15 protein-coding genes are annotated in these 15,532 nt (G+C 66.3%); 8 read left to right on the top strand and 7 right to left on the bottom strand.

The genetic code is table 11. The features are described 5' to 3' along the window. The first annotated feature begins 25 nt into the window (after positions 1-25). Positions 26-436: a hypothetical protein gene (locus E4634_RS18065; protein ID WP_135446068.1), complete on the top strand. Its 411-nt coding sequence runs from the start codon at positions 26-28 to the stop codon at positions 434-436. Positions 437-506: 70 nt separating this feature from the next. On the opposite strand, the gene tsf is transcribed toward E4634_RS18065, so the two are convergent. Together tsf and rpsB are read right to left on the bottom strand one after the other, a co-directional pair. Next, entirely contained in the window at positions 507-1,364 is an 858-nt protein-coding gene (tsf, locus tag E4634_RS18060; protein ID WP_135446067.1) for a translation elongation factor Ts, read from the bottom strand. A gap of 119 nt (positions 1,365-1,483) precedes the next feature. After that, positions 1,484-2,245 (bottom strand): 30S ribosomal protein S2, encoded by a 762-nt coding sequence (gene rpsB / locus E4634_RS18055; protein WP_135446066.1) that lies wholly within the window; start codon positions 2,243-2,245, stop codon positions 1,484-1,486. A 339-nt stretch (positions 2,246-2,584) separates the two neighbouring features. Between rpsB and map the strand changes: the two genes are divergently transcribed. Genes map through nth form a run of 4 tightly spaced genes read left to right on the top strand, consistent with a single transcriptional unit; the run spans position 2,585 to position 7,910 of the window. After that, positions 2,585-3,355, top strand: a complete 771-nt coding sequence (gene map, locus E4634_RS18050) for a type I methionyl aminopeptidase (RefSeq protein ID WP_135446065.1) — start codon at positions 2,585-2,587, stop codon at positions 3,353-3,355. Positions 3,356-3,364: 9 nt separating this feature from the next. Further along, positions 3,365-6,043 (top strand): [protein-PII] uridylyltransferase, encoded by a 2,679-nt coding sequence (glnD, locus tag E4634_RS18045; RefSeq protein ID WP_240725238.1) that lies wholly within the window; start codon positions 3,365-3,367, stop codon positions 6,041-6,043. Between the two features lie 14 nt (positions 6,044-6,057). Continuing rightward, positions 6,058-7,254 (top strand): succinyldiaminopimelate transaminase, encoded by a 1,197-nt coding sequence (gene dapC, locus E4634_RS18040; RefSeq protein ID WP_135446064.1) that lies wholly within the window; start codon positions 6,058-6,060, stop codon positions 7,252-7,254. Between the two features lie 2 nt (positions 7,255-7,256). After that, complete coding sequence (gene nth, locus E4634_RS18035) at positions 7,257-7,910, top strand: endonuclease III (protein ID WP_135446063.1); 654 nt, start codon at positions 7,257-7,259, stop codon at positions 7,908-7,910. Positions 7,911-8,696: 786 nt separating this feature from the next. Here nth and smrA read toward each other — a convergent pair. Then, complete coding sequence (gene smrA, locus E4634_RS18030; protein WP_135446062.1) at positions 8,697-9,314, bottom strand: DNA endonuclease SmrA; 618 nt, start codon at positions 9,312-9,314, stop codon at positions 8,697-8,699. Positions 9,315-9,354: 40 nt separating this feature from the next. Here smrA and E4634_RS18025 point away from each other — a divergent pair, with 40 nt between their 5' ends. Beyond that, positions 9,355-9,573, top strand: a complete 219-nt coding sequence (locus E4634_RS18025) for a cysteine-rich CWC family protein (protein ID WP_135446061.1) — start codon at positions 9,355-9,357, stop codon at positions 9,571-9,573. Position 9,574: 1 nt separating this feature from the next. Next, positions 9,575-10,339, top strand: a complete 765-nt coding sequence (gene cysZ / locus E4634_RS18020) for a sulfate transporter CysZ (protein WP_135446060.1) — start codon at positions 9,575-9,577, stop codon at positions 10,337-10,339. Here cysZ and rhlB read toward each other — a convergent pair whose 3' ends face one another. Next, the gene (rhlB, locus tag E4634_RS18015) at positions 10,340-11,512 is read right to left on the bottom strand and encodes an ATP-dependent RNA helicase RhlB (RefSeq protein ID WP_434783510.1); all 1,173 of its coding nucleotides are present in this window, start codon (positions 11,510-11,512) and stop codon (positions 10,340-10,342) included. 382 nt (positions 11,513-11,894) lie between these two features. Continuing rightward, positions 11,895-12,485: an HvfX family Cu-binding RiPP maturation protein gene (locus E4634_RS18010; protein WP_135446059.1), complete on the bottom strand. Its 591-nt coding sequence runs from the start codon at positions 12,483-12,485 to the stop codon at positions 11,895-11,897. A gap of 110 nt (positions 12,486-12,595) precedes the next feature. On the opposite strand from E4634_RS18010, the gene E4634_RS18005 reads away from it, so the two are divergent. Further along, positions 12,596-14,002, top strand: a complete 1,407-nt coding sequence (locus E4634_RS18005) for an MATE family efflux transporter (RefSeq protein WP_135446058.1) — start codon at positions 12,596-12,598, stop codon at positions 14,000-14,002. Here the strand turns inward: E4634_RS18005 and E4634_RS18000 are convergent. Both E4634_RS18000 and prmC read right to left on the bottom strand, forming a co-directional pair. Beyond that, positions 13,956-14,711, bottom strand: a complete 756-nt coding sequence (locus E4634_RS18000) for a HesA/MoeB/ThiF family protein (protein ID WP_135446057.1) — start codon at positions 14,709-14,711, stop codon at positions 13,956-13,958. The two genes, E4634_RS18005 and E4634_RS18000, sit on opposite strands and share 47 nt — an antisense overlap. Beyond that, positions 14,701-15,522 (bottom strand): peptide chain release factor N(5)-glutamine methyltransferase, encoded by an 822-nt coding sequence (gene prmC, locus E4634_RS17995; protein WP_346763346.1) that lies wholly within the window; start codon positions 15,520-15,522, stop codon positions 14,701-14,703. Before prmC ends, E4634_RS18000 begins: the two co-directional genes overlap by 11 nt. Between the last annotated feature and the right edge of the window lie 10 nt (positions 15,523-15,532).

Below are 15,532 nucleotides of genomic sequence, written 5' to 3'. Positions count from 1 at the left end.
GCGAACCTGCCGGGAGTCACACCCGATGAAATGGATTTTCAACTGCCCGCTGGCCTTTCTCGCTCTGGCAGCAATGGTACAGGCCGATCCCGAAGCGAGTGCGGCGGCGTGGACGCCGGGTGCGGGTTTTCACGCCGACATCGGCGATTTCACGCTGGAAGATCCTGCAGTTACACGGGATGGCGCAACAGCTCTGGAAACCGGTTTCGGGGCAATCCACGGCTACCGACTGGGGCCCGCAACCGACTTCGGTAGCGCGACCGCCGGCCCCGCTACAGCCTACGCCATGCCCGCCAGACTGGACGACGGCCTGTTCCGCGACGACCGTATCCGCTTGCGCCTGAACATCGTCTACCCTTCGGTGCAGATCGATCGCAGCGCGCCGTCCTACTATCCGCCGAAACTCGGCATCGGTTTTCGCTACCATCCGGACTGACGCACCGACGCTGCGGCCCAAAACGAAAAACGGGGCCGAAGCCCCGTTTCGATAGCACTGCGCTGACGGATCAGCCGCCCAGCTGGGCCTTGACCTCGTCGGCGAAGTCCACTTTCTCCACTTCGATGCCCTCGCCCACTTCAAAGCGCGCGAAGGAAGCCACCTCGGCACCGGCCGCGGAGACCAGCTTGCCGACCTTGACGTCGGGGTCCTTGACGAAGGGCTGCTCGACCAGGGAGTTCTCAGCCAGGAACTTGCGCACACGGCCCTCGATCATCTTCTCGATGATCTCCGCCGGCTTGCCGGATTCCTGCGCCTGGGCAGTGTAGATTTCCTTCTCCTTGGCGATCACTTCCTCGGGCATGTCGGCCTGGGACACCACCTGCGGGTTGACCGCGGCGACGTGCATGGCGACGTCGCGGGCCAGGTCCTGGTCGCCGCCCTTGAGCTCGACCAGTACCGCAATACGGTTGTTACCGTGCACGTAAGCGCCAACCACGCCAGCTTCGGCGGTGACCACGCTGATGCGGCGCACACCGATGTTCTCGCCGATTTTCTGTACCAGCGCTTCGCGCGATGCTTCCAGTTCACCTTCCATCAGGGCGGCGACATCTTCGCTGCGCGCGGAGAAGGCGGCGGCCAGGACTTTCTCGACGAAGCCGAGGAAGTTGGCGTCGCGGGCGACGAAGTCGGTCTCGGAGTTGACCTCGATCACCACACCGTAGCTGCCGTCATCGGCAACGCGGGCGGCGACCACGCCGTCGGCGGCGGTGCGGCCGGCTTTCTTGGCGGCTTTCATGCCGCTGGACTTGCGCAGTTCCTCGATGGCGGCATCGATGTCACCGTCGGCGGCCGCGAGTGCTTTTTTACACTCCAGCAGACCCAGGCCGGTGCGCTCGCGTAATTCTTTGACCAGTTTTGCTGACATTGCTCGTTCTCCTTTGCAATCCCGGAACTCGATTCTGGAAATAAAAAACCCGGCTGCGGGGGCGCCGGGATCAGTCTGGACGCCCGGCGTTACAGTTGATGCAACGCCGGGCAGTTCGATTACTCGGCGGTTTCCTCGCTGGCCTCGCCGGTTTCCTCGACCTCGACGAACTCGTCGCTGGCGGCGACGGCTTCGCCGCCATCGGCGCGGCCGGCCAGGCAGGCGTCGGCCACGGCGCTGACGTACAGCTTGATCGCGCGGATCGCGTCGTCGTTGCCGGGGATGACGTAGTCGACGCCGTCCGGATCGGAGTTGGTGTCGACGATGCCGATAACCGGGATACCTAGCTTGTTGGCCTCGGTGATGGCGATGCGCTCGTGGTCTACGTCAACCACGAACAGCGCGTCGGGCAGGCCGCCCATGTCCTTGATACCGCCGATGGAGCGCTCGAGCTTCTCCATGTCGCGGGTGCGCATGAGGGCTTCTTTCTTGGTCAGGCGGGCGAAGGTGCCGTCGGCCTGTTGCGTCTCGAGGTCACGCAGGCGCTTGATGGAGGCGCGGATGGTCTTGTAGTTGGTCAGCATGCCGCCGAGCCAGCGGTGGCTGACGTAGGGCATACCGGCGCGTTCCGCCTGCTCTTTCATGATCTTGCCGGCGGCACGCTTGGTACCGACGAACAGGATCTTGTTCTTGTTGGAGGCCAGGCGCTTGACCATATCCAGCGCTTCGTTGAAGGCCGGCACGGTGTGCTCGAGGTTGATGATGTGGATCTTGTTGCGGGCACCGAAGATGTACTGGTCCATCTTGGGGTTCCAGTAGCGGGTCTGGTGACCGAAGTGTGCGCCTGCCTGCAGCAGTTCGCGCATGCTTACTTGCGACATAGTTTCATTACCTTGTAATGGGTTAGTCCTCCACATACCCCCGCGTCCAAACCTCCGGGCCTCGCGGCGCGGCGGCACCCTGGGGCGGGTTGCGGCATGTGTGCGTCGTTGGTTGCTCACCTGCGAGGCCGGCCAGACGTGGTCTGCCCCGAAAATGAGGCGCGCTTTATACCACAGGCAAAGGCACGGATAAAGGCAAAAAATCTCCCTGTGTTACGTGGGTGTTACCGTTGCGGGCCTGCCATGGGGTAGAATGTGCCTCCCCCGGCGCCCTCAGAACCCCCTGCGAGCGCCAATTTTTTATTGATTATCAAAGTGTTATCGAGCACCAGGACGGGCATGGGCGTAACCATCAAGACAGCCGAGGAATTCGAGCGGATGCGCGCCGCGGGCGCACTCGCCGCGGAAGTACTGGAAATGATCAAACCGCATGTTGCGGTCGGCGTCACCACGGGCGAACTGGACCGCCTCTGCCACGACTACATCGTGGCCAAGGGGGCCATACCCGCCCCGCTCAACTACCACGGTTTCCCCCGCTCCATCTGCACCTCGGTCAACGAGGTGGTGTGCCACGGCATTCCCTCGGACAGCAAGAAACTGAAGAACGGCGACATCGTCAACATCGACGTCACCGTGATCCTCGACGACTACCACGGCGACAGCAGCATCATGGTCGAGGTCGGCGAGGTCGCGCCGCACGCGCAGCGCCTGATCCGGGTTACCCAGGAGTGCCTGTACCGCGCCCTCGACGTGGTGCGCCCCGGCGCCACCCTGGGCGATATCGGCGCGGTGATCCAGGAGCACGCGGAGAAGAACTACTACTCGGTGGTGCGCGAGTACTGTGGCCACGGCATTGGCCGCGTGTTCCACGAGGACCCGCAGGTCCTGCACTACGGCAAGTCGGGCAGCGGCCTGCGCCTCGAGCAGGGCATGACGTTTACCATCGAGCCGATGATCAACGCCGGGCGCCGCCACACCCGCCTCAACCAGAAAGATGGCTGGACCGTCACCACCCGCGACGGCCGCCTCTCGGCCCAGTGGGAACACACCCTGGGCGTGACCGCCGACGGTTGCGAGGTTTTCACCCGCCGCTCGGACGACACGTTCTAGGACGCTCCCGTGAACCTGCCCATTGCCAACCTGCCCAGCGACGTGTTCGACGTGCAGGCGTTTGCGGCGCGGCTGTCCGCGCCGGATACCAACGTCATCCAGGTCTGCAAGGACGCCATCGGCGAAGCCACCGCGCGCCAGCACAAGCGCTTCCAGCAGGGTGAAGACGCCGGCGTGCTCATTCGCCAGCGCGCCGCCTACATCGACCAGATCCTCGGCCTGCTGTGGGACCGCGAAGACTTCCAGACCCTGGACATGGCGCTGGTGGCGGTGGGCGGTTACGGCCGCGGCGAACTGCAGCCACACTCGGACATCGACCTGCTGGTCCTGCTCGGCGAGGACTGCGGCGTCTGCGAAGTGAGACTTTCCAGCTTCCTCACCCTGTTGTGGGATATCGGCCTGCATATCGGCCACAGCGTGCGCACCGTCGACGAGTGCGTCAACGCCGCGCGCGACGATCTCACCATCCTCACCAACATGATGGAGGGGCGTGTGTTGCGCGGGCCGCAGGCGCTGATGGACGCGGTCTGGGAGCGCACCGGCACCGAACACATGTGGCCCTACGACGTGTTCTTCCACGCCAAGATCGAGGAGCAGAACAACCGTCACCACAAGTACGCCGACACCGAGTACAACCTCGAGCCCAACGTCAAGAGTTCCCCCGGCGGCCTGCGCGACCTGCAGACCATCGGCTGGCTGGCGGAGCGCCAGTTCGGCGTGCACTCGCTGGCGGAACTGCCCGAGCGGGACTTCCTGCCCGAGGAGGACATGAAAATCCTCGAGGACGGCCGCGAATTCATGTGGCGCGTGCGCTATGCACTGCACATGATCACCGACCACGAGGAGGACCGACTGCTGTTCGACCACCAGCGCCGCCTCGCCGCCATGTGGGGCTTCGAGGACGGCGACAAGCTGGCGGTCGAGCAGTTCATGCAGGTCTACTACCGCTGGGCCCAGGCGCTGGGCATGCTCAACGAAGTGCTAGTGCAGCACTTCGAGCAGGCCATCCTGATGCGCGACGGCGTGGTCGAAGTACGCGAACTCAACGCGCGCTTCGAACTGCGCAACGGCTACGTCGCGGCGCGCCACGACAACGTTTTCGGCGAGTATCCGCCGGCCATGCTCGAGGTGTTCCTGCTGTGTGCCCGGGAGGAGAACGCCACCGGTATCGCCGCCGATACAGTGCGCCTGCTGCGCCACAACCTGCACGTGATCGACGACGAGTTCCGCGCCAATGAAACCTGCCAGGATATCTTCCTGGACTTCCTGCGCTCGCCCCACCGCCTCACCCGGTTACTCAAGCGCATGGTGCGCTACGGGGTACTGGGCCGCTACATCCCCGGTTTCGGGCGTATCGTCGGCCAGATGCAACACGACCTGTTCCACGCCTACACGGTGGACGCGCATACGCTGGAAGTCATCGAGAACATGCGCCGCTTCCAGATTCCGGAATTCTTCGAGCGCTTCCCGGTCACCAGCCGCGTGGTTTCACGCCTGCCAAAAATCGAACTGCTCTACCTGGCCGGCCTGTTCCACGACATCGGCAAGGGTCGCGGCGGCGACCACTCGGAACTGGGCTCGGTGGACGCCGAGGAGTTCTGCGTACAGCACCGCCTGAGTCAGCGCGAGACCAACCTGGTGGTGTGGCTGGTGAAAAACCACCTGACCATGTCTGCAGTGTCCCAGCGCCGGGACATCTCGGACCCGGACGTGATCCAGGAATTCGCCCATCACGTCGGCGACCAGGTGCGCCTGGACTACCTGTTCGCGCTGACCGTGGCGGACATCAACGGCACCAACCCGACCCTGTGGAACGCCTGGCGCGGCAGCCTGCTGCGCCAGTTGTTCACTGAGACCAAGCGCGCCCTGCGCCGCGGCCTGGAAAACCCGGTCGACAAGCAGGTGTGGATCGACGAGGCGCGCGATGCGGCCAAGGACCTGCTGGAGTACCGCGGCTTCACCCCCGAGGAGATCGAGACCATCTGGCAGGAGCGCGGCGAGGACTACTTCCTGCGCGAGAAGCCCGAGGATATCGCCTGGCACACCGAGGCGATCGCCGGCCACTTCGATCGCAGCAAGCCGCTGGTGCTGATCCGCTCCAGCGTGGATTCCAGCGTCGCCAACACCACACAGATCTTCATCCACGCGCACTTCAGCGCGCAATTGTTCGCGCGCATCTGTGCGCTGCTTGAGATTCTCGACCTGTCGATTCACGACGCGCGCATCTACAACGCCAACGACGGCATGACCCTGGACACCTTCTTCGTGCTCGGCTCCGACGGCCACGCCATCGCCGACGACCCCGCGCGACTGGAGCACATCAAGTCCTACCTGGCGGACGAACTGGGAACCGAGGGCGCGATCGAGCCGGTACGGCGGCGCCTCACCCGGCGCAAGCGTTCGTTCTCCATCCCCACCGAGACCAGCATGACGGTGGACACGGTGAAGCACTACTCGGTGCTGGAAGTGCGCTCACCCGACCGCCCCGGCCTGCTGGCGCGGCTCGCCCGCATCTTTGTCGATTTCGGCATCGAACTCGAGGCGGCCAAGATCCAGACCCTGGGCGAACGCGTCGAGGACGTGTTCTTCATCACCGACCAGGACCAGCAACCAATTACCGACCCCGAACTTTGCGCGGCCCTGCAGCAGGCCATCCGCGAAGAACTGGATGAATCCGCCAGCGCCTGAGGAAGTCCGCGCAGATGAATCCCGACCTGGAAAAACTGCAGCCCTACCCGTTTGAAAAACTGCGCCAGTTGTTCGTCGACCTGGAAGCGCCGGCCGGCAAGTCCGGCATCGCCCTGTCCATCGGCGAACCCAAGCACCCGGCGCCGCGCTTCGTGCTCGATGCCCTGTCAGCCAATCTCGATGCGCTCTCCACCTACCCGGTAAGCCGCGGCTCGGCCAAGCTACGCCGGGCCATCGCCGCCTGGCTGCAGCAGCGCTTCGACCTCCCCGGCGTCGATCCCGAGCGCCAGGTGCTGCCGGTCAACGGCACCCGCGAGGCCCTGTTCGCCTTCGCCCAGGCAGTGGTGGATCGCGACAGCGATGCGCTGGTGATCTCGCCCAACCCCTTCTACCAGATCTACGAGGGCGCCGCCCTGCTCGCCGGCGCGCAGCTGTTGCTGGTCAACTGCACCGAGGCCAGCGCCTACCAGCCGGACTTCGACAGCATCAGCGAGGACCAGTGGCGCCAGTGCCAGTTGCTCTACATCTGCAGCCCGGGCAACCCGACCGGCGCGGTACTGCCGCTGGAGCGCCTGCAGCAACTGGTGCGCCTGGCGCGCGAACACGATTTCATCATCGCCTCCGACGAGTGCTATTCCGAAATCTACTTCGACGAAACGCTGCCGCCACCGGGCCTGCTGCAGGCCTGCGCCGCCATGGGTGAGAACGACTACCGCAACTGCGTGGTCTTCCACAGCCTGTCCAAACGCTCCAACCTGCCGGGGCTGCGCTCCGGCTTCGTCGCCGGCGACGCGGACATCCTCGAGCGCTTCGCCCTGTACCGCACCTATCACGGCTGCGCTATGCCGCCGCACCACCAGGTGGCCAGCGTCGCCGCCTGGCAGGACGAGGCCCACGTCGCCCAGAACCGCCTGCGCTACCGCGAGAAATTCGAGGCGGTGCTGTCGATACTCGACGGCCACCTGGACGTCGCCATGCCCGACGCCGGCTTCTACCTGTGGCCGCGCACCCCGGAGCCGGCCACGGACTTCGCCCGCCGCCTCTTTGCCGAGGAACACATCACGGTACTGCCCGGCAGCTACCTGGCGCGCGACACCGCCGCCGGCAACCCCGGAGACAACCGCGTGCGCATGGCCCTGGTCGCCGACATCGCCCAGTGCGTGGAAGCCGCCCGGCGCATGGTCGGCTGCCTCGAGCGCATGGGGGCCTGACGGTGCTGAAAGCCGAGCGCGTCCAGTACATCCTCGACAAACTGCAGTCGCTGTACCCGGAAACCCCGATCCCGCTGGACCACAGCGACCCCTACACGCTCCTGGTCGCGGTGCTGCTCAGCGCCCAGTGCACCGACGAGCGCGTCAACCAGGTCACCCCGGCCCTGTTCGCCCTGGCCGACAACGCCCGCGACATGGCGCGCCAGGACGTCGACAAAATCCAGCAGATCATCCGCCCCTGCGGCCTCTCCCCGCAGAAAGCGAAGGCGATCAAGCGCCTGTCGGAAATCCTGGTCGAAGACTACGACGGCGAGGTCCCCCAGGACATGGAAGCCCTGGAACAACTGCCGGGCGTCGGCCACAAGACGGCCAGCGTGGTCATGTCCCAGGCCTTCGGCGAACCGGCCTTCCCGGTGGACACCCACATCCACCGCCTGGCCCAGCGCTGGGGCCTCACCTCGGGCAAGAGCGTGGTGCAAACCGAACGCGACCTGAAGCGCCTGTTCCCCCGCGATGCCTGGAACCGGCTGCACCTGCAGATCATCTACTACGGCCGCGAGTTCTGCACCGCACGCGGCTGCGACGGCCGCGTCTGCGAGATCTGCCGGACCTGCTATCCGGATCGCAAGCACCCCAAGAAGACGCGTAAGGCCTGACGCGCATCGGGTCGTTTTGGCTCGCGGCCAGGCGGTCTTTGGCTGCCGGTGTGGCTGCCGCATTGCCGGGTTGGCTGGACGCTCGGCACCGGTGGGGCCGAACGCTGAGTTCCTTCCGGGCTTGCGCGCACGTCTATTGCTTGAGATTGGGCCTGCGCGCACGGCTCCAGTTTGAGCTTGGGCTTCCCGTGCGCGGCGTTAGCTTGAGTTCGGGCCTGCGCGCACGGCTCCCGCTCGATAGTCCCCCGCCAGAAAACCGCAAAAGCGCCATCCATGGCAGCTCGGCCTCGGCCATCCATGGCCTCGGACGTTTTCTGGCGGGGGACTATCGAGCGGAAACCTCTTCCGGGGTCAAAGTTCAAGGACAGGGTCTTGCGGCACGCTCGTCGTGGTTCAGCGAAGGATAGCCGTTGTTGCCGTTGCCGTTGCCGTTGCCGTGACAATTTCAGCCCCAGAGCAAGAAGTCACCCGGCCCTTCAGCTAGCAATGATCAAGAATTCGCATCCAACAAGAGGCACGTTCGCGTGATCCCGCGATACCGGGGCGTGCGAGGCCATGGATGGCCGAGCCCGAGCCTGTACATGGATGTACGCTTTTTGGCGGTCCCGGTATCGCGGGATCACGCGAGCGGGCCGGTGGGATTACGCCAGGACCAAAGAGCTCGTCGAGCGAGCCCGACCCTGCAACGGGATGTACGCTTTTCGCCAGTCCCGACATCGCGGGATCACGCGAGCGGGCCGGTGGGATTACGCCAGGACCAAAGAGCTCTTCGAGCGGGGGTAAATGCTAGGACCCCGAATCGTACGGCACCCGCCCCTTCGAGAACTTGTCCCGCGTCGCCTGCTTCTGCGCCTCACTCTTGCGCAGCAGGATGTACACCGCCCCCGTCCCCCCATGCTGCGGCTGCGCACTGTGGAAGGCCTGCACCACCTCCAGCTCCCGCAGCCAGGCGTTGACGTAGCCCTTGAGGATCGAGCAGCGCTCTCGCTGGGCGCGGCTCTCGCCCTTGCCGTGGATGACCATCACCGAGCGCAGGCCCAGGCGGTGGCATTCGCGGATGTAGTCGTAGAGTTCGCGGCGGGCGATGGCTACCGTCATGCGGTGCAGGTCGAGGCGGGCGTCGGCCGGGTAGCGGCCCTGGCGGAGTTTGCGGTAGACGCCGTTCTGCACGCCCGGGCGCTTGAAGTCGAGGACATACCACGGGTCCAGGGGTTCGACAAAGCGGTCGTCGTCGGACAGCGGGTTGCCGTCGCTGGCGGGACCTGCCACAGCGGCCTCGCGGCGGCGGCCGGCGGATTCGCCATCGGCTTGCCGCCGGGTGTCGCGGCGTACCCGCGGCTCGCGTTTCAGGGGCACCACGCCCGACATCTCGTCGAGAAACAGGCGCTCTTCGTCGTCGTTCACCGTACACATCCTCCAGCCTGCGCTATTATAGCGCCTACTTATGCGCGAACGGCAGACCAACACCCATTCCCAGCCCGGCGACCGCTGCCCCCTGTGTGCGGCGGAAAATCGCTGTGCCATCGCCGCCGGCCAACCGGCCGAGAGTTGCTGGTGCCAGCGGGTGGCGATCAGCGCTCAGGCACTGGCGGCGCTGCCCGAGGGCGAGGAAATGACGCGCTGCCTGTGTCCGGATTGCGCCGGCGTGACCGAGGGGCTGTAAGGTGAAAGGGAATCTTGTCGGCGGCGTCGGCTACCTGGTGGACGGCGCGAAAATGCTCAGCCACCCGCGCCTGCGTCCCTTTGTGCTGGTGCCGCTGGTCATCAACATCCTGATCTTCGGCTCCCTGCTGGGTTTCACGCTGGCCTGGATCAGCGACCTCATGGACCGCTGGCTGGCGGGCATTCCCGACTGGCTGGATTTCGTGCGCTGGGTGCTGTGGCCGCTGGTGGGGCTGACCCTGAGCCTGGCGACGGGCTACGCCTTCACTGCGGTGGCACTGCTGATCGCCTCGCCGTTCAACGGGCTGCTGGCGGAGAAGGCCGAGGAGTTGATCACCGGGCGCGAGGTCGAGGCGCTGGAGGGCCTGGGGGCGGCGCTGCTGATGGTGCCGCGCGGCATCCTGCGCGAGTTGCGCAAACTGCTTTACTACCTGCCGATGGCAGTTTTTGTGCTGGTAGTGAGTTTCGTGCCGGTGGTGAACACGGTGGCGCCGCTGCTGTGGTTCCTGCTCGGGGCGTGGATGATGTCCATCCAGTTCGTCGATTTCCCGATGGACAACCACCAGCTGCCCTTCGCCGAGGTCAAGGAGGCGGTGCGCAGCCGGCGCCTGTCGTCCATGGGATTTGGCGGCGCGGTAGCGCTGTGCACCGGCATCCCCATCGTCAACTTCTTCGTGGTGCCGGCGGCGGTGGTGGGCGCGACACTGCTGTGGTGCCGCGAGCTCGACCCGACGCGCGGGGCGGTGTCCGCCCCGGCGCGGCGCTGATCAGGCCAGCAGTTCCGCCGGCGGGTGGGTGCAGACCAGCGGGGCGCCAAGTAGCGCCTCCAGGTCTGGCAGCAGGAAGGCGTCGTCCTCGCTGGCAAAGCTGATAGAGGTGCCCGACGCGCCGGCGCGGCCGGTGCGGCCGATACGGTGCACGTAGTCCTCCGGGTCCTCTGGCAGATTGAAGTTCACCACGTGGCTGACGCCGTCGACGTGAATACCGCGGCCGGCGACATCCGTGGCCACCAGCACCTTGATCTCCCCGCTCTTGAACTGCTCCAGGGTCTTGGTGCGCTTGGCCTGCGGAATCTCGCCGGAGAGAATGCCGCAGGCGAAGCCCGACTTGCGCAGGCGCTCGTGCAGGCGGCGCACCTGGTCGCGGCGGTTGGCGAAGATGATCACGCTGGTGACGTCCTCGCGGCGCAGCAGGTTATTCAGCACCCGGTAGCGCTCTTCCGAGGTCACCATGTACACCTTCTGGTCCACCGTGTCGGTGGCCACGTGCTCGGGCTCGATCTCCACGCTCACCGGTTCGTAGGTCCACTGCTGGGCCAGGTTGATGATGTCCTGGGTGAAGGTCGCCGAGAACAGCAGGGTCTGCCGATGCTCCTTGCGCGGCGCGGCGCGCACGATGCGCTTCACCTGCGGGATGAAGCCCATGTCCAGCATGCGGTCGGCCTCGTCCAGTACCAGCGCCTCGACGTGGTCCAGGAACAGGTCGCGCCGACCCATGAAGTCGAGCAGGCGGCCCGGGGTCGCCACCACCAGGTCGACGACATCGCGCTGCAGGCGGTTGAGCTGCTTCTGGTAATCCATGCCGCCGATCAGGGTGACCACCTTGAGGCCGGTGTACTTGGCCAGGTCGTCGGCGTCCGCGGCGATCTGCATGACCAGTTCCCGGGTCGGGGCGATGACCAGCGCGCGGGGCTCGCCGATGAAGCGCTCACCCTCCGGCGGGTTAGCCAGCAGGTCGTTGAAAATGGTAATCAGGAAGGCAGCGGTTTTGCCGGTACCGGTCTGCGCCTTGCCGATGGCGTCGCTGCCCTGCAGGGTGTGCGGCAGCACCGCGGCCTGGATCGGCGAGCAGAACTTGAAGCCGAGGTCGGCGATGCCGTGCATGATGCGCTCGTCCAGGCCGAGGTCATGAAAGCGGGTCTTGCCCTCTTCCGGCTCCACCGCGAACTGGTCGATGCTCCAGGCAGCCTGCGCCTGTGCCGGCGAGGGTTGCTTGCGGCGCTTGCGCCGCCGGCCGGAGCCGGAAGACGCCTGCTGCTCGGCGGACGGGGCCGCCTCGCGCGCTGCGCTGTCTTTTTCCTTGCGCGGCGCCCGCGCGGATTCCTTGGCTGCGGGCTTGGGCGCCTTGGCCGGCGCCGGCTGGGGCGTTGACTCCGCCGTGGGCTTGCCGGTCAGTCGCCCGACGAGACTCTTGATCAAGGTATGTTCCTGCCGCTGTTCAAAAAACGCGGTAGTCTAGCATTTTTGACCAGCGAATGGGCGATCTGTACAAGAATCCCGCAGTCAGGCATTTCCAGGGCCCGGACTATGCCGGGCCGGGGATTCAGCCGCGCTGCGGCAGCAGTCGGGACAGGTAGTAATCCACGCTCACGTAGCGCCCGCCGCCGGTGAACAGCAGCGAGAACAGCATGATGAGGTAGGTGACGGCGAACTCGATGCCGTTGTTGAGGATGACGAAATTGCCCTTCTCGGTCAGCCAGCTGTAGTTGCCGTGCTCGCGCAGCAGTTCCTTGGCCGCCCCCAGCCGCACGGCGACCTCGCGCGAGCCCGAATCGGCGATGGCCGCCCAGCCGTTATCCCAGTGCACGGCGAAAATCGCCACCAGCATGGTGATCATCAGCGGAATGGAGATCCAGCGCGTGGCCAGGCCGAGCAGCAGGAGCAGCGCGCCGACCGCCTCGGTGTAGGCGGCGAGGTAGGCGAGCAGCGTCGGCGCCGGCAGGCCTAAACCCCACTCCGCGTTGCCGAACCACTCGATGGTGCTGTCGATACTGCCGAGTTTCTGGGTGCCCGCCATCCAGAACACCGGCACCAGGTACAGCCGCAATGCCAGCGGCGCGAGTCCGTCAATGTGTTGCAGGCGGCGAAAAATCCCGTTGTGTATGGTGTAATACGCGCGGGCGATAAATTCCATCAGTCGCTTTCCTTCAGGCAAGTTCGCTTTGTGACAGTAGATTGGCTTAAAAGGTTTCCCCCGGGCAAGCCCGTTTTCGCTTTGCCCGGCGTCCCCGCGCGCGCGCGCTCATGATGCACTGGCAGGATTACCGCCGCGAGGCGCGCGCGCTGTTCGCCATCGCCTGGCCCACGGTCATCGCGCAGGTGGCGCAAGTGGGCACCGGCGTCGTCGACACCATCATGGCCGGGCGCTACAGCGCCGAGGACCTCGCCGCGGTGGCCATCGGCTACAACATCTGGCTGCCGCTGTTCCTGTTCGGCCTGGGCGTGATGATCGCCACTTCGGTCACTGTCGCCCAGGCCTTCGGCGCCGGCGACCGGCAGTCGATCCGCGACAGCCTGCCCCAGGCCCTGTGGCTGGCCCTGCTGCTGGGCGCAGTAACCGCCCCGCTATGCTACAACGCCGAATGGCTGCTGCAGCACCTCGGCCTGCCCGACAGCGCCCGCGACAAGAGCGTGGACTACCTGCAGATGGTCGCCTGGGGCTTACCCGCGATGGCGATCTTCCAGGCCCTGCGCTGCCACAACCAGGGTCTGGGCCTGATGAAGCCCTACGCCGTGGCGAGCATCATCGGCTTCCTCGCCAACATTCCCCTCAACTACGTGTTCATGTACGGCCGTTGGGGCGCGCCGGAACTGGGCGCCACCGGCTGCGGCCTCGCCACCGCCATCTGCATGTGGCTGGGAGTCGCGCTGATCGGCGGCTACAGCGCCCTGGTGCCGGCGATCCGCGAGTACCTGCCGCCGCTGCGCTGGGTCGCCCCCGACCGCCAGCGCATCGGCGAGATCGCCCGCCTCGGGCTGCCCATCGGCCTGACCTTCTTCATGGAGATCGGTGTGTTCTCGGTGGTCGGCCTGATGATCTCGACGCTGGGTATCCAGGCCATGGGCGCGCACCAGATCGCCATCAACCTGTGGGACCTGATGTACATGCCGCTGGCCAGCGTCGGCTCGGCGATGGCCACGCGCATCGGCCACGCTATCGGCAGCGGCAAACGCGACGCCGTGCAACTCGCCCTGCGCACAGGCATGGCGGCGACCTCGCTGGTGGCGCTCTCGGCCATGCTGTTGCTGCTCTCGATTCCCGGGCTGCTGGTCAGCCTGTATACCGACGAACCGGGGATCGGGGCGATCGCCGAACGCCTGATCCGGCTCGCCGCGCTGTTCATCCTGATCGATTCGCTGCAGATTGCCGGCTCCTTCTGCCTGCGCGCGTTCCGCGACACGCGCTTCCCGTTCCTGGTCACGGCGCTGTGCTACTGGGTCGTGGCACTGCCGCTGGCCTGGTGGCTGGGGCTGGGACACCCGCACACGCCCGCACAGGGCAGCGCGGTGATCTGGGGCGCGCTGATCACGGGTATCTGCATGGCGACGGTGATGGTGTTGTGGCGTATGCGGGTGACCCTGCGCCGGCCACTGCCGGGCGAGGCTAATCCTGCAGGTGTGCGCAGTCCGGACAGCCCGGACGCGGCCTGACCGCCAGGCGCTGCCAGTGCTGGCCGCGCAGGTCCGCCACCAGCAGCGCGCCGCGCAGGGGCTCGCCAAAACCGGCGAGGAGTTTCAGGGCCTCCAGGGCCTGCAGCGAACCGAGCACACCGACTACCGGCGCCAGCACGCCGCTCTCACTGCAGCTCTGGGCAGTGTTCTCACCCTCCTGCGGGTAGACGCAGCGATAGCACGGCCCGCCCGCGGCCGGATGGTAGACCGCCAGCTGGCCCTCGGCGCGCACTGCCGCGGCGCTGACCAGCGGCACCCCCGCGGCGATACAGGCGCGGTTGAGGGCGAAGCGCGTGGGGTAGTTGTCGCTGGAATCCAGCACCAGGTCGACCTGCGCCGCCAGCGTATTCATGGCCGCCTCGTCCAGGCGCCTGGCGACGACCTCCACCTGCACACCGGGATTGAGCGCTGCCAGGGTCGCCGCCACGGATTCGGCCTTGGCGCGGCCGATGTCGGCGTCGCCGTGGGCGATCTGCCGCTGCAGGTTGGACAGCTCCACCTGGTCGCCATCCGCCAGCACCAGTTGCCCGACACCCGCCGCGGCCAGGTACATGGCGGCGGGACACCCCAGGCCGCCGAGCCCTACCACCAGCACCCGGGCGCGCAGCAGGGCCTCCTGCCCGGCGACGTCGAAATCGTTGAGCAATATCTGCCGGTTGTAGCGCAGCAGTTGTTCGTCACTGAGCATACTGGCCCCCGGTGATGCGCTCCCGGCCGCCCAGGTCGTGTCGCGTCTGCACCTCGGCGTAACCGGCCTCGCTGAACAACTCGCGCACCGCGGCGCCCTGCTCGTAACCGTGCTCCAGCAACAACCAGCCGCCCGGCTGCAGATGCCCGCGGGCGGTGGCGACAATGTGCTTCAAATCGGCCAGGCCGTCGGCCGCGGCGACCAGCGCCGAGTGCGGTTCGAAGCGCAGGTCGCCGCGCTGCAGGTGCGGGTCATCCGGGGCGATGTAGGGGGGGTTGCCCACGACCAGGTGGTAGCGCGCATCGCCAAGGGCGGCGAACCAGTCGGAAAGCTCAAAGACGACTTGCGCTAGCCCACAGCGCCGGGCGTTGCGCCGGGCCAGTTCGATGGCGGCGGGTTCGGCGTCGACCCCGGTCACCTGCCAGGCCGGTCGCTCGCTGGCCAGAGCCAGGGCGATGGCGCCAGTGCCGGTGCCCAGGTCGAGGACCGCGGCGGAATCCGGCAGGGGGAGTTCCAGGGCCCACTCGACCAGGGTTTCAGTCTCGGGACGCGGGATCAGGGTACTCGATTCCACGGCAAGCTCCAGCGACCAGAACCCGCGGCTGCCGGTCAGGTGGGCGACAGGTTCGCCCTGGGCACGGCGTTCCAGGAGCACTGCGAACTGCTGGTGGACATCGTCGGCGACTTCGGCATCGGGCCAGGTGTAGAGCCAGCTGCGCGGCTTGTCGAGGCAGTGGCAGAGCAGTACCTCGGCATCGCGCCGCGGATCCTCGCCGGGCATTTGTGCAGCGCGTCCGAGGAGCTCACGCACGGTGCTCACC

Source organism: Mangrovimicrobium sediminis (assembly GCF_004745945.1).
Classification (GTDB): Bacteria; Pseudomonadota; Gammaproteobacteria; order Pseudomonadales; family Halieaceae; genus Mangrovimicrobium; species Mangrovimicrobium sediminis.
Note: the sequence above shows the minus strand (reverse complement) of the source record. Positions and strands in the feature narration are given on the sequence as shown.

What these genes read in the sequence shown, in the direction of transcription:
- tsf (WP_135446067.1), bottom strand. Translation starts at nt 1,364, where the DNA reads ATGTCAGCAAAACTGGTCAAAGAATTACGCGAGCGCACCGGCCTGGGT.
- rpsB (WP_135446066.1), bottom strand. Translation starts at nt 2,245, where the DNA reads ATGTCGCAAGTAAGCATGCGCGAACTGCTGCAGGCAGGCGCACACTTC.
- E4634_RS18010 (WP_135446059.1), bottom strand. Translation starts at nt 12,485, where the DNA reads ATGGAATTTATCGCCCGCGCGTATTACACCATACACAACGGGATTTTT.
- E4634_RS18025 (WP_135446061.1), top strand. Translation starts at nt 9,355, where the DNA reads ATGCGCGAACGGCAGACCAACACCCATTCCCAGCCCGGCGACCGCTGC.
- dapC (WP_135446064.1), top strand. Translation starts at nt 6,058, where the DNA reads ATGAATCCCGACCTGGAAAAACTGCAGCCCTACCCGTTTGAAAAACTG.
- map (WP_135446065.1), top strand. Translation starts at nt 2,585, where the DNA reads ATGGGCGTAACCATCAAGACAGCCGAGGAATTCGAGCGGATGCGCGCC.
- E4634_RS18005 (WP_135446058.1), top strand. Translation starts at nt 12,596, where the DNA reads ATGATGCACTGGCAGGATTACCGCCGCGAGGCGCGCGCGCTGTTCGCC.
- E4634_RS18065 (WP_135446068.1), top strand. Translation starts at nt 26, where the DNA reads ATGAAATGGATTTTCAACTGCCCGCTGGCCTTTCTCGCTCTGGCAGCA.
- E4634_RS18000 (WP_135446057.1), bottom strand. Translation starts at nt 14,711, where the DNA reads ATGCTCAGTGACGAACAACTGCTGCGCTACAACCGGCAGATATTGCTC.